We start from the raw sequence: 14,112 nt of genomic DNA, 5'->3' as shown, positions 1-14,112 counted from the left end.
GCAATTTCATAGAGAAATAGAAAGATTGTAGTGAAAGAATGTGACAGGGTGCAATTTAACACAATGAAATCAAACAACTTGTTTGCAAAAGATGGGCGTTTCTCTAAATTTGGTTGGCATTGATGTATGTTAAGGGCGTAAGTCAGCCAATCGCATCAAACGGAATTCTGGTATCAGTTTTATTCATTGCCTGTGTGGGGGAGAAAATTAATGCTTATCCCATCGAAACTCAGTCGTCCACTTCGCCTGAATAATATGGTTATGCGGGAGCGTCTGTTAGAAAAGCTCAAAGAGGCACAAGATTATCGCTTGGTGTTGATAACCAGTCCGGCAGGGTATGGTAAAACCACCCTTATGTCACAATGGGCTGCCGGACGGGATAATCTGGGCTGGTATTCTCTCGATGACAGCGACAATCAGCCAGAGCGTTTTGCCAGCTACTTGATAGCTGCTATTCAGCAGGCAACGCAAAGTCACTGTGCGAAAAGTGAGGTGCTGGCTCAGAAGCATCAGTATGCCAATTTATCCGCACTGTTTGCTCAACTTTTTATTGAACTCAGTGAATGGCAGCAGCCAATTTTTCTGGTGATTGATGATTACCATCTTATCGAAAATGACCTTATTCACGAAGCGATGCGCTTTTTTCTCCGCCACCAGCCAGAGAATTTAACGCTGATAATTTTATCGCGCCATTTGCCTTCATTAGGCGTGGCAAATTTACGTGTGCGTGAACAGCTATTGGAGATTGATAGTCAGCAATTAGCTTTCGATTATCAGGAAACTCAGCAATTCTTTGCCAAACGGCTGGCGAATCCACTGGATGCCGATAATTGCAAACAGTTGTGCAATGACGTTGCAGGATGGGCGACGGCCTTGCAGCTTATTGCGCTTTCTGCCCGTCAATCGGGCAACACGGCTGAAATGTCAGCGAAGCGCCTTTCGGGGATTAATGCCAGCCATCTTGCGGATTATCTTGTGGATGAGGTGTTAAATCGTGTAGATCAAGCGACGCGGGATTTTTTGCTGCATAGTTCTATCTTGCGTTCCATGAATGATGGTTTGATTGTTTGTCTGACGGGAGAAGAAAACGGCCAGCAGCGCCTTGAAGATATTGAGCGTCAGGGGCTGTTTATTCAGCGAATGGATGATTCCGGCGAATGGTTCTGTTTTCATCCTTTGTTTGCATCATTTTTGCGCCAGCGCTGCCAATGGGAAATGGCGGCGAAATTGCCTGAATTACACAGAGCGGCAGTGAAAGGATGGTTGATGCAGGGATATCCGGGAGAAGCTATTCACCATGCCCTTGCCGCTGGGGATAGCGTGTTGTTGCGGGATATTTTACTGCAACATGCCTGGGATCTGTTTAACCACAGCAAACTGTCTTTGCTGGAAGAGTGCATGAATGCACTGCCATATGAACAATTATTGGAAAGCCCGCGTTTGGTACTGTTGCAAGCGTGGCTGGCACAAAGTCAGCACCGCCACTATGAGGTGAATGCCTTATTGAATCAGACGGAGCAATCGCTTAAGCAGAAACAAATAGTTATTGAACCAGAGTTGCTGGCGGAGTTTGATGCTTTGCGCGCTCAAGTGGCAATTAACGATGGGCGGCCAGCCGATGCGGATGCCTTGGCTGAAAAGGCGCTGGCGACCCTGCTGCCGGATAATCAATATGGTCGTATTGTGGCTATGTCGGTGAAAGGCGAAGTATTGCATTGCAATGGGCAACTGGTTAGTGCGCTGGCTCTGATGAAGCAGACGGAGCAACTTGCCCGCCTTTGCCATGTTTACCACTATGCTTTATGGGCGTTGCTGCAACAAAGTGAGATTTTACTGGCTCAGGGTTATTTACAGGCTGCTTATGATATCCAAACCCATGCTTTTGATTTAATTCGTGAGCAGCATTTGGAACAATTGCCGATGCATGAGTTTCTACTGAGAATTCGCTCACAGCTTTTGTGGTGTTGGGCACGCATTGATGAATCGGAAGAAGCGGCCCGCCAAGGATTGGACGTGTTGTCTAATTTCCAGCCACAGCAGCAATTACAATGTCTGACTCAATTGGCGAAATGTTCTTTGATTCGTGGAGATATTGATAATGCCCGCCGTTATCTATCCCGTTGTGAGAATTTGCTGAGTAATGGTCAGTATCACCGTGATTGGCGGACGAACACTGACAAACTGCGCGTTATTATCTGGCAGAGTGTGGAAGACAGCAATTCGATGACTCAATGGCTGGTGCAGGCAGAACGGCCTGAAAGTTTCTGTAATCACTTCAATCAAAATCAATGGCGCAATATTGCCCGCGCACAAATCCTGCTGGGGCAGTATGCGGAAGCCGAATCTATCTTAAAGACACTGAATAAATACGCAAGAGAGTTGGCGCTGGTCAGCGACCTGAACAGAAATCTTCTGCTGTGCAATCTGCTTTACTGGCAGCTTGGACGGAAAGCTGAGGCTCAGGATGTTTTGATGGAAGCTTTGCGTTTGGCTAATCGCACGGGATTCATCAGCCACTTTGTCATTGAAGGGGAACTGATGGCTTTGCAATTACGCCAGCTGATCCAGCTTAATATTTTGCCGGAAATGGAACAACATCGGGCACAGCGTATCCTGCGGGAAATCAACCGCCAGCACCGACATAAATTTGCCCACTTTGATGAAGCGTTTGTCGAACAATTGATTCATCATCCTGATGTGCCAGAACTGATTCGTAATAGCCCGCTTACCCAGCGTGAATGGCAGGTATTGGGGCTGATTTATTCTGGCTACAGCAACGACCAGATAGCTGCCGAATTGGATGTCGCTACGACAACTATTAAAACCCATATACGTAATTTATATCAGAAAATGGGCATTACTCATCGGCAGGAAGCTATTCATCAGGCTCAGAATTTGATGCAAATGATGGGGTTGGGGGTTTAATGGCTATTTCCAGAAGTGATTTACTTTTGGTTTAATATAATAAAAAAATATTAATGGAAAAATATATGATATTTCAAATATTAAATAATTTTTAAAATTACATAATATTTTTTATGACGTTTTCGTGATCGAAATAAAATTTAAATGTGCTTAAGCTGTTCTCATCACAGTAGGTGTTTTCTTATTATTTAATATAACTAATTAGTGGTGAGTCATTATGGAAAATAAAAACGATCTTGAAGAGATGCTTTCTCGTTTTGTGGGTCATGGCCCTTATTTGGTCATTGATGGTGAAAAATATATTGATGCGGCATCAGGTACGTTTAATTTGCCGCTTGGCTACACAAATCAGAGGATTGCAGAAAAACTCAAGCAGCAGATTGATAGATGTACGCATTTAAGTTCGGCTTATACACGTGAAATGTCACAGTATATTTTGACTAAATTACAGAAATATACCCCAGAGGGAATAGATCGTATCTGGTTGCGAGATGTTTCCGGCTCTGGTGCGGTTGAATGTGCCATTCGGATAGCACAAAAAGCCACAAGGCGTTCAGGCATTATTTCGTTCTTTCTTGCTCACCACGGTCAATCTTTAGCAACAGCTCATATTTCGGGTAACGCATTCAGAATTAAAGACTTTCATATTAATATCGATGGTTCGATAAAAATTCCTGCTCCTGCCAGTGTTCTGGCTGAATCACAATCACAGTTGGAAGAAGATAAATTTGTTGATTTAGAGCAATTCATTCAATTAGGCTCTAGCGACAATATTGCATGTCTGATTATTGAACCGATTCAGGGGAACGGCGGAAACACGGTTTTCCCTGTGGCGTTCTACCGCAAGATCAGGGAGATTTGCCACCGGTATGGCATCATCATTATTGCAGATGAAGTACAAACCGGATTTGGTCGCACAGGAACTTTCTTTGCATCGGCAGGCTATGCCAAGGAATTGGAGCCGGATATTATCGTTTTCGCCAAAGGTGCTGGCGGTATTGGTATTCCGATCGGTGGTGTACTGATGCGTCATTCACTGGATGTGTTGGAATCATTTGAACATTCCAGCACTTCTGGTGCCAACCCTCTCTCTTTAGTTGCCCTCAACGAAATCATCGACATTATTGAAGATGACAAAATCCTGGAAAATGTACAACAAAATGAAGCCTATCTGCGTGATGGTTTGTTGAAGTTACAGCATAAATATCCTGAAATCACAGGCGTCAGAGGGGTAGGTTATATGTATGGCTTTGATACACCAAACCCGGAATTTGCTGCACAGGCCATCGCAACTGCCAGCCGCCACCACTTAATTCTGCGTGGCTCCCGCTATGGTAAAGGAAAGGCAATCAAAGTGCGTCCACCGTTGATTTGTACACAAGAACATTTGAATGAAATCCTGCATAAGATAGACCTGACTTTTTCAGAGTTAAGCTCTACCACACATGAATATAGGGAGATTGCATAATGTTAGCGCTTAAATACCATCAGGCATGGAACGTCGGGCTTCAACAAGTTGAACCCGTGTCCTGTATTGAACCGGATGATGTTGTTGTTGATATCGCCGTGTGTGGCATTTGTGGTACGGATGTAGGGATCATTACGGGGTCTTATCCTGTTGCCGTATCGGGGACGACGTTGGGCCATGAAACCGCCGGTGTGGTGGCTGAAATCGGTAGCGGTGTGACTCAGTTTCAGGTGGGAGATCGTGTTGTCATTAACCCGACCTACTTTTGTGGGCATTGCCGGATGTGCCAGATAGGAAATCCCAACCATTGTGAGAGAAAGTTTGGGACAGAAGCCGGTGTTTCCTATGATGGCGCGTTTGCTGGTCAGTATCTGGCAAAAGAAAACTTGCTGATTAAGTTGGACGATCACGTCAGTATGGAAGAGGCTTCGCTGACTGAGCCACTAAGTTGCACATTAACCGGCGTGGATAAACTGGGGATCACCCATACGAATATTCGAGCGGTAGTGGCAGGCGCCGGCCCAATGGGGATGTTGTACATTTGGGCACTGTATGAGCGGGGCGTGAAGGCATTTATGGTTGAGAAAAATGAGAGCCGGATGCAATTCGCCAAAGATAATTTGCCGCCAGAATGTCAGTTATACCCCGATTTTGATACGGCACTGATGCAAGAATATGGTGATCAATCGACGTTGATTGATTTGTGCGTGGATACAACAGGGCAATTGACCGAATATGTTTTCGATCATCTGGCACCCGGAGGAAAGCTGCTGAATGTTGCCCTGAAGGATAAACATGCCAGTCTGGATATCATGAAAATTGCGGATAAAAGCCTTTCTGTCATTGGCTCCATTGATTCCCTGAACAATAGCTTTGAGCGTGCCTATGCCATGATCCGTGATGGCGTCATTCCTGTAGGGCGTTTGATTAGTCAGACCTTTGCTTTCAAAGATTACCAACAGGCTTTTCTCATTGTCGGCTGTGATCTTACGGCGAAAGCCCAAGTTCCTCTCAATACCCCAAATTGCAAAGTGTTGATTAGGATATCTGATATAAAATAATTAACTGTTTTGAGGCACTGCTTCCCGATGAATAAATGGAATGTCATTTTTGATATCGACGGCGTTATTGTCGATAGTGAACAACTGCATTTTGATGTATTGCGTGATGTAGTCGGTGATGTATTGGGTGAACAGGCACCAGAGCACGTGAAGGATATCCAGCCGCAGCAATTGATTGGATTAAGTCTGGCGGAAACACTGGATGCGATTGGCCTTCCGGCATCAATGCAGCAAGGTATTACTGAAAGGATTATTTCGCGTTATCAAGAAAAATTGTCTAAACATTATCTGCGTCCGGGGATTACTAGCTTGATTGCGGCCTTGCAACAAAATGGCACTCATTTTGGATTTGTTTCCACTGCTCCGCGTGAAGTGTGTTTGGCGAATTTAAGATTGTTGGATCTGGATGAATCACCGGCCCTGATCTCTGGTGATGATGTGGAAAGAACCAAACCTTTCCCTGATCCTTATCTGGCAATGTTGAAACTGAAAGCGATGGATGTTCAGCAAACTCTGGTGATTGAAGATACTGATTTGGGAATAGAAGCGGCAAAACAGGCGGGTATTCCATGTATCTATGCCTGGCCTCACGCTCTGTCGTTGACAGAACAGTATAAGCAGGCGACCCGTGTCATTGAAGGGTTAGCGGATATTCCCCAGTTTTCTGGAATAAATGCGAAGTTAATGTAATGCCTTGATGAGCAATATTTAATGCCCTCCACTAAAGTCAGTAGAGGGCATATTTTAAAGCGTTATTTGAAAATATTGTTTAGAAGTCTTGTTTTTTAGGAATCTTGTCTGGAGGAATTGAATTGTCTGAAGAATATACAATCTCTTCAATAAAGCAGCCTGTTATGGCAACGCGAATTTCATTTTTTATTGCGGGATTCAGTATTGCGAGTTGGGCACCCCTGATCCCATTGGTGAAGGAACGCTTGGGGTTAGATGATGGCTCAATTGGGTTGCTGATACTGTTGTTTGGTATTGGCTCTTTTATCATGATGCCGATAGCCGGAATGTTGGCGACTCGTTTTGGTTGCCGAAAAGTTTTTACCTTTTTTGCTTTGCTGGCTATTTTGGTATTGCCGGGGTTAAGTGTGCTTTCGACGCCACTGACGTTGGCTTGTGCTCTGTTTTTATTTGGTGCAGGAATTGGGGCGAGCGATGTTGTCATCAATATTCATGCGGTCAATGTTGAAAAAAGAGTACATCAGCCGATTATGTCAGGCTTTCATGCGTTGTTCAGCTTAGGTGGAATTGCGGGAGCAGGCTCTGTCAGCTTATTGTTGTTTATGGGTATTCCTCCGTTTCAGGTCACAATTGCTGTGGCTTTATTCGTGATTTTACTGTTATTGCCTGCGTGGAATGGGTTACTGGATAACACTGAAACGGAAGATACGCCATTTTTTGCCTTACCGCGTGGCATTGTCATACTGATTGGTTCTCTCTGTTTTGTTGTCTATCTGATGGAAGGCTCGATGTTGGATTGGAGCGGGATCTTGTTAAGCAGTGTGCATAACATGAGCAGCCATCAAGCCGGGTTCGGTTATACCCTTTTTGCGATTACCATGACATGTGGCCGGTTTCTGGGTGATAAGATCATTGCGGCGTTCGGGTATCGGCGTGTATTTTTGGGAAGTGCCATTTTGGCGACTTCGGGTTTTGTTCTGATTTATCTGGCAACGGGTACTGTTCAGCTAGCAATTGCTTTCCTGATGATTGGTGCTGGATTATCTAATTTGGCCCCGATGTTTTTCACTGCTTCAGGGCAACAGAAAGTCATGCCTGATGCGCTGGCTGTTTCTGCTGTTTCGACGATGGGATATTCGGGCATTTTGCTTGGCCCGGCAATTATCGGAGGTTTAGCGCACCAAGTTACGTTACATGGTGCTTTTGCCTGTATTGCTTTGCTTTCTCTTTCATTGTTGGCGGGGTATGGCTTGATTAATCCCACCAAAAAATAACAGGGTAAATATTGATGAATTTGCAGCAATGTCATTGGTTAAATGAACCGGCTTCCTGGCAGTGTCAGGAAGATGAGCTTCATGTCACGACGGATAATAAAACCGATTTCTGGCGTGATACGTGGTATGGCTTCCAACGTCATAGCGGTCATGTATTTGGAGGTTATGTTGATGATTTTCAGCTTGATGCTGGTTTTACTTTTCAGCTTTGCATAGAAGGGCAGTTTGAGAAGTTATACGATCAGGCGGGCATTATGTTGCTGGTGGATGAACAACATTGGCTAAAAGCTGGCATTGAGCATTCAGACGGGCAGGCAACGATTGGCAGTGTACTGACGAATGGTGAGTCTGACTGGGCGATGGGGGTTTTTCAGGGTAATCCCGATAAATTTTGGCTACGACTGACTTATAGTAACGGTGCTATCCGGTTGCAATATTCCACTGATGGTGTGACATGGCCATTACTGAGATTATCTCCTTTTACGCTGAATAGTCAGCGTATCTTTGTTGGAGCTATGTGTTGTTCACCAGAACGTGAAGGGTTACAGGTGAAATTCTCTGATTTCAAATTGATGTCGTCGCTGAGAAAACACCTGCATGATTTAAGTTAATTGCTTAATTAAATATCCAGACGAAGGTTAGCTTCAATTTCTTCTATTAATGAAAGCGGTACTTCATTCTCTTTGGCCAATTCAGGCCAAAGAGAAACACTTTCCTTAACTTCTTCGACCAATTCGTCAATGTATTTCTTTGTAAAACGTTTGGATATGTTTTTACTCCTTATTAAGGATGCCACAGTTGCAGCATCCTCAAGTCATAGGCTATATCAAGTAGCGATGGCACTAATTAACTGTTATCCCAAATAAAATAACTATCGCCCCAGATAATTGTCCCAATCTTTCCAAACGGGTTGTAAACCTGATTTAACTAAGGCTTCGGCAACCTGAAAAACAGGGCGATTGTCGTGAGGAGCGAATTGCTCCAACTCGTGATGACCGTCAGCATAACCGCCGGGCTGGGTTTTGGAGCCGGCACTGATGTTATTGATAGCGAGTGGTACAACGTGATCGCGGAAGTAGGGTGACTCACGGGTTGAAAGAGAAAGTTCGACATCCGGTGCCAACAGGCGGAACGCGCAAATGAGTTGTACTAATTCCGCTTCATTCATCAACGAGGCTGGCTCAATGCCGCCAGCGCAGGGGCGTAGCCGTGGGAAGGAGATGGAATAGCGACTTTTCCAAAACTGTTTTTGCAGGAAAAAGAGGTGCTCCGCCACCATATAGCAGTCGGTTCGCCAATTGTGGGATAGCCCAATCAGGGCACCCAGCCCGATTTTGTCGATACCTGCCCGTCCAAGGCGTTCCGGGGTTTCCAATCGCCAGTGGAAATCCTGCTTTTTGCCTTTCAAATGGTGCAATTGGTAACTGGGTTGGTGATAAGTTTCCTGATAGACCATCACGCCATCCAGTCCCAATGTTTTCAACTCAGCGTATTCTTCTTGTGCCAGTGGCTGGACTTCCATTGAAACTGAGCTGAAATGGCGGCGGATCAGAGGAAGGAAGCGGCGAAAATAATCCATACCCACTTTGTTCTGATGCTCCCCCGTTACCAGCAAGATATGCTCAAATCCCAGTTTTTTCAGTGCGAGGCATTCCTCTTCGACTTCCTGTTCATTGAGTGTCTTGCGCTTAATGTGATTACTCATAGAAAAACCACAATAGGTGCAGTCGTTGGCGCACAGATTGGAAAGATAAAGTGGGATGAAAAATCCCACGGTATTGCCAAAACGCTGTCGGGTCAGTTGCTGTGCGCGTTGAGCGAGTGATTCAAGATGAGGCAGAGCCGCAGGGGAGAGCAAAGCCATAAAATCATCCAGCGTTAAGTGATCGTTGGTTAGCGCATGTTCAATATCCCGTGATGTTTTGCTGTTGATGCGCAGGGTGAGGTCGTCCCAATCCAATTGTTGCCAGTGTTGACGAAACGTACTGTTGGTCATAACGCCCCCAGAAACTCGGTAAGAGGGCTGGAAGCCTCTGCATGGGATTTCTGGCTTGCTACGCCGGCCTGATGTGCAAGCTCACCTGCTTCAATGGCAGTTTTAAACGCCTGAGCCATTTTGACAGGGTTGCGGGCAACAGCGATGGCGGTATTGACCAGCACGGCATCTGCCCCCATTTCGATGGCGGCCAGTGCATGGCTGGGGGCGCCGATCCCTGCATCCACAACAACAGGTACATTGGCTTGTTCGATGATGATTTGCAGAAAGTCACGCGTCAGTAATCCCTTATTTGAGCCGATGGGAGCCCCTAATGGCATGACAGCCGCGCAGCCGACTTCTTCCAACCGCCGACACAGAACCGGATCAGCACCGCAATAAGGCAGGACGACAAATCCTTCTTTCACTAACTGTTCTGCGCCTTTCAGTGTCTCAATCGGGTCAGGTAGCAGGTATTTTACGTCGGGGTGGATCTCCAGTTTAATCCAGTGAGTTCCCAGCGCTTCCCGTGCAAGACGAGCGGCAAAGATGGCTTCTTCCGCCGTTTTGGCTCCAGAAGTATTGGGGAGTAGTTTAACGCCCAACTGTTGCAAGGGCGCGAGAATACCATCGTCATTCCCATGGAGATCAATACGCTTCATCGCCATTGTGACTAATTGGCTGCCTGAGGCCCGAATTGCCTCGATCATTAATCCGGCATTGGCAAATTTGCCTGTTCCGGTAAATAGACGGGAGTCGAAGGTGGTATCAGCAATCTTTAACATAATTAGCCTCCAGCAATATTAGCCACCAGCAATGGCCTGAAACAGCAAGATATTGTCCCCGTCATTCACCTGATGGGTATGCCACTCTGAGCGTGGAATGATGGTTTGATTGATAGCCAATGCGGTGCCGGATTGGGTGCGCTGGATGTGTTCAAGCAACTGTTGCACCGTCATGGGGGTACTGAGTGTCATCACCTGATCGTTAACGATAATGTTCATACGACTTCTTTTCCTGCCCGTTGTTTATCGATATTGGCGTTTTCGATAACTGAGCTGCAAACTGGACACTGTGGTGAGCGAGTCAGTTGTAACGTGCTCCAGCTCTGTTGTTTGCCATCAAACAGACGGAGCTTTCCACTCAAAGGAGAGGGAAGACCTGACAGCATTTTTATCGCTTCCAATGATTGCAATGTCCCAATGACACCAACGATTGGGCCTAATATCCCCGCGGTTCTGCAATTGCGTTGGGGTTCTTCTTGATCAGGATAGAGACAGGCATAGCATCCATATTGATAAGGAAATTCGAAAACCATCAGTTGCCCACTGAAACCGATAGCACTGCCACTGATGAGCGGTTTGTTTTCAGCAACACAGGCGGCATTGATGGCATGGCGGGTTGCCATGTTATCACTGCAATCCAGTACCAAATCGACCCGGCTGACAATATTCGCCAAAGACTCACGATCTTGCCGTTCGGTGAGGCCAGTAACATTGATCTGTGGATTTAAATCAGCCAGTTGTTTTGCGGCTGATAGGGCTTTGTTGGCAGGAATATCTGCGGTGCGGTAGATAATTTGGCGTTGCAGGTTCGAGATATGCAACGTGTCATCATCGGCAAGATAAAGGTGCCCTATGCCGGCTGCGGCGAGATAGAGCGCTGCGGGTGAACCTAAGCCACCCAGACCGACAATCAGCACCTTGCTGGCTTTTAATTTTTCCTGACCTTCAGGGCCAATATCTTCCAGAAGTAATTGGCGGCTGTAACGCATAAATTCTTGATCGTTTAGCATAAATTCCCCCGCTCTTGTCCTTCAACTAAATGAAGTAACTTCGCTGTGGTTTGCTGCCAATCTTTCGATTTCGTGATGGCACTGACTAATGCAACGCCACCAACACCTGTTGCAACGACATCCGGTACACGTTCCAGCGAGATACCTCCAATGGCGACGGTAGGATATTCCGGTGTGATCGCAACCTGATGTTTCAGTGCTGCAACACCTTGAGGTGACGACGGCATCTCTTTCGTGGTGGTGGGGAAAATATGCCCTAATGCGATATAAGAGGGGCGCAGGGATTTTGCCCGCGCCAGCTCTTGTTGATCGTGAGTGGAAATCCCCAAACGCAGCCCTGCTTGCCGGATAGCGCTAAGATCGGCGATATCCAGATCTTCCTGCCCTAAATGAACGCCATAGGCCTGATATTTGATTGCCAGCCGCCAGTAGTCGTTAATGAACAGCCGGGCATTGTATTGACGGCCGAGTACAATGGCGGACTGAATATCCTGCTCTACCTGTTCTTCGGGCTTATCTTTGATGCGCAGTTGCAAAGTCCTGACGCCGGCTTCCAGTAATCGTTCAATCCACATCAGGGAGTCCACAACGGGATACAGCCCCAACCGATGTGCGGTTGGAGCAAATGATGATGTGTCATGCAGTGTTTCACGCTGATTTTTCATTGGCGGTATCCTCAGCACTGTGATACAGCTCGCTGCCACGGGCGCGGAACTCTTCTGACATCTGTTCCATACCTGTTTCCTGTTCCAGTTTCGCCGCATAATCACGCACGTCTTGTGTGATTTTCATTGAACAGAATTTTGGCCCGCACATGGAGCAGAAATGGGCGACCTTGCCGGACTCCTGCGGTAAGGTTTCATCGTGATAAGCACGGGCGGTATCAGGATCAAGCGCGAGGTTGAATTGATCTTCCCAACGGAATTCAAAACGCGCTTTCGACATGGCGTTATCACGGATCTGAGCACCCGGATGGCCTTTGGCAAGATCAGCCGCATGGGCCGCGATTTTGTAAGTAATCAGCCCTTGTTTGACATCTTCTTTATTGGGTAAGCCGAGGTGTTCTTTTGGCGTGACATAACACAGCATGGCACAACCAAACCAACCAATCATGGCAGCGCCTATGCCGGAGGTGAAATGGTCATAACCGGGGGCGATATCCGTCGTCAGTGGCCCTAATGTGTAGAACGGGGCTTCGTGGCAATGCTCCAGCTCTTCCGTCATATTGCGGCGGATTAGTTGCATCGGGATATGCCCCGGCCCTTCTATCATGACCTGAACATCGTACTCCCATGCGATTCTGGTCAGTTCTCCCAGAGTATGCAGTTCAGAAAACTGTGCTTCATCATTGGCATCCTGAATGGAGCCGGGACGCAATCCGTCACCCAAAGAGAGGGAAACATCATAGGCGGCACAGATTTCACAAATTTCACGGAAATGCGTGTAGAGGAAATTTTCCTGATGATGGGAGAGGCACCATTTCGCCATAATCGAGCCACCACGGGAAACAATGCCCGTCAGGCGCTTGGCGGTCATTGGCACGTAACGCAGTAATACCCCTGCGTGAATGGTGAAGTAATCTACACCTTGTTCGGCTTGTTCCAGCAACGTATCGCGGAACATTTCCCATGTCAGGTTTTCCGCTATGCCATTGACTTTTTCCAATGCCTGATAAATCGGTACTGTACCAATGGGGACCGGGCTATTGCGCAGTATCCATTCACGGGTTTCATGGATGTAGCGTCCGGTAGAGAGATCCATCACCGTATCAGCACCCCAGCGGGTAGACCAAATCAGTTTTTCCACCTCTTCTTCAATGGATGAGGTGACAGAAGAGTTACCGATATTCGCATTAACCTTCACCAAAAAATTGCGGCCAATAATCATGGGTTCGGATTCGGGATGGTTAATATTGGCGGGGATAATCGCACGACCGGCAGCAACTTCCTGACGGACAAATTCTGGCGTGATGTTTTCCGGTAAGTTGGCCCCGAAACTTTGCCCTGCATGTTGTTGGCGCAGGATTTCACTGCGAATACGCTCGCGTCCCATATTTTCGCGCAGTGCAATAAATTCCATTTCTGGCGTGATGATGCCTTGGCGTGCATAGTGCAATTGGGTAACACGTTTGCCTTGTCTGGATTTCAGTGGATGTGGGCGATGGTGAAAACGCAGGTGATCCAGCCCGGCATCGGCAAGGCGTTGTTGCGTAAAATCGGAGCTGAGGATTGAAACAGGTTCGGTATCATTGCGTTCATCGATCCACGGCTGGCGGATCTTGTGTAATCCCGTCTGCACATCCAGCACGGAAGCAGGGTCACCATAAGGGCCGGAAGTGTCATAAACGTGCACGGGTTCGTTTTCCTCAAATTGAGGTTGCTCTTTTGTGCCACCCACCAGTGTGGGGGATAACTGAATTTCACGCATCGGAACCTGAATATCCTGACGGGAACCTTCAAGATAAATGCGTTTTGAGCTGGGAAACGCCACACCCTGAATGGAACTGATAAATGCCTGAGCTGCATCTCGCTGCGCTTTGCGCGGCCTTGCAGGGTGGGTTTTGGGGGAGATATCCGTGGCTGGAATAACGGAACCGGAAACAACGGTATTGTTGGACTTAGACATAGCAAATTCCTGACTGTGTTATCGCCTTTCTCATTGCTGAACAGGCTTAAGTTGAGAAAATTGCTTGTCTGGAGCTCGCAGGGAGTAATGGTTGATGCTGATTGGTATTTGTACACGCTATTTGTATAGATGTACGTTGATACTAACAGCGGAGTGATTACTCTTGTTCCCTTCGCGGGTATTAGCCCGATCAGGTTCTGCGGATCCCGAATTAACGGTCTCAGCCTGTGTTTACTATGTATGACCCAAAGTAAACGCTAGGCACTCCGACAAGAAAAAAACACCCCAGAGTATAAAGG

13 protein-coding genes and 1 riboswitch are annotated in these 14,112 nt (G+C 46.9%); of the genes, 6 read left to right on the top strand and 7 right to left on the bottom strand.

The features are described from left to right. The first annotated feature begins 210 nt into the window (after nt 1–210). The 6 genes from malT (at nt 211) to AAC854_RS02735 (ending at nt 8,029) form a co-directional block, all read left to right on the top strand. A complete protein-coding gene (malT, locus tag AAC854_RS02760) occupies nt 211–2,925 on the top strand; it encodes an HTH-type transcriptional regulator MalT (RefSeq protein ID WP_340615795.1) in 2,715 nt (904 codons plus the stop codon). A 217-nt stretch (nt 2,926–3,142) separates the two neighbouring features. Further along, on the top strand, nt 3,143–4,393 hold the full coding sequence (locus AAC854_RS02755; RefSeq protein WP_340615794.1) for a class-III pyridoxal-phosphate-dependent aminotransferase: 1,251 nt from the start codon (nt 3,143–3,145) through the stop codon (nt 4,391–4,393). Then, nucleotides 4,393–5,454 carry a zinc-dependent alcohol dehydrogenase gene (locus AAC854_RS02750; protein WP_340615793.1) on the top strand — a complete coding sequence of 354 codons (1,062 nt, stop codon included), beginning with the start codon at nt 4,393–4,395 and terminating at the stop codon, nt 5,452–5,454. Before AAC854_RS02755 ends, AAC854_RS02750 begins: the two co-directional genes overlap by 1 nt. A gap of 27 nt (nt 5,455–5,481) precedes the next feature. Beyond that, complete coding sequence (locus tag AAC854_RS02745) at nt 5,482–6,144, top strand: HAD family hydrolase (RefSeq protein ID WP_273548886.1); 663 nt, start codon at nt 5,482–5,484, stop codon at nt 6,142–6,144. A 164-nt stretch (nt 6,145–6,308) separates the two neighbouring features. Further along, nucleotides 6,309–7,418: an MFS transporter gene (locus AAC854_RS02740; RefSeq protein ID WP_420497871.1), complete on the top strand. Its 1,110-nt coding sequence runs from the start codon at nt 6,309–6,311 to the stop codon at nt 7,416–7,418. A 14-nt stretch (nt 7,419–7,432) separates the two neighbouring features. Next, nucleotides 7,433–8,029 carry a DUF1349 domain-containing protein gene (locus AAC854_RS02735; protein WP_273548884.1) on the top strand — a complete coding sequence of 199 codons (597 nt, stop codon included), beginning with the start codon at nt 7,433–7,435 and terminating at the stop codon, nt 8,027–8,029. An 8-nt stretch (nt 8,030–8,037) separates the two neighbouring features. Here the strand turns inward: AAC854_RS02735 and AAC854_RS02730 are convergent, their stop codons facing one another. From AAC854_RS02730 to thiC, 7 genes are all read right to left on the bottom strand, one after another. Continuing rightward, nucleotides 8,038–8,214 (bottom strand): hypothetical protein, encoded by a 177-nt coding sequence (locus tag AAC854_RS02730; protein WP_340615792.1) that lies wholly within the window; start codon nt 8,212–8,214, stop codon nt 8,038–8,040. 75 nt (nt 8,215–8,289) lie between these two features. Further along, nucleotides 8,290–9,414, bottom strand: a complete 1,125-nt coding sequence (thiH, locus tag AAC854_RS02725) for a 2-iminoacetate synthase ThiH (RefSeq protein WP_340615791.1) — start codon at nt 9,412–9,414, stop codon at nt 8,290–8,292. Next, nucleotides 9,411–10,178 (bottom strand): thiazole synthase, encoded by a 768-nt coding sequence (locus tag AAC854_RS02720; protein ID WP_340615790.1) that lies wholly within the window; start codon nt 10,176–10,178, stop codon nt 9,411–9,413. The genes thiH and AAC854_RS02720 overlap by 4 nt, the downstream gene beginning before the upstream one ends. Nucleotides 10,179–10,196: 18 nt before the next feature. Further along, on the bottom strand, nt 10,197–10,397 hold the full coding sequence (gene thiS, locus AAC854_RS02715; protein WP_047962515.1) for a sulfur carrier protein ThiS: 201 nt from the start codon (nt 10,395–10,397) through the stop codon (nt 10,197–10,199). Then, a complete protein-coding gene (locus AAC854_RS02710; protein ID WP_340615789.1) occupies nt 10,394–11,188 on the bottom strand; it encodes a HesA/MoeB/ThiF family protein in 795 nt (264 codons plus the stop codon). The genes thiS and AAC854_RS02710 overlap by 4 nt, the downstream gene beginning before the upstream one ends. Continuing rightward, nucleotides 11,182–11,853, bottom strand: coding sequence for a thiamine phosphate synthase (thiE, locus tag AAC854_RS02705; protein WP_340615788.1), 672 nt, complete (start codon nt 11,851–11,853; stop codon nt 11,182–11,184). Before thiE ends, AAC854_RS02710 begins: the two co-directional genes overlap by 7 nt. Then, complete coding sequence (gene thiC / locus AAC854_RS02700) at nt 11,837–13,813, bottom strand: phosphomethylpyrimidine synthase ThiC (RefSeq protein WP_340615787.1); 1,977 nt, start codon at nt 13,811–13,813, stop codon at nt 11,837–11,839. Before thiC ends, thiE begins: the two co-directional genes overlap by 17 nt. Nucleotides 13,814–13,963: 150 nt before the next feature. Then, nucleotides 13,964–14,092, bottom strand: a riboswitch (TPP riboswitch). Between the last annotated feature and the right edge of the window lie 20 nt (nt 14,093–14,112).

It is taken from the genome of Xenorhabdus entomophaga (assembly GCF_037996725.1).
GTDB classification, from domain to species: Bacteria; Pseudomonadota; Gammaproteobacteria; order Enterobacterales; family Enterobacteriaceae; genus Xenorhabdus; species Xenorhabdus khoisanae.
This window is presented reverse-complemented; position numbering and strand designations above follow the sequence as displayed.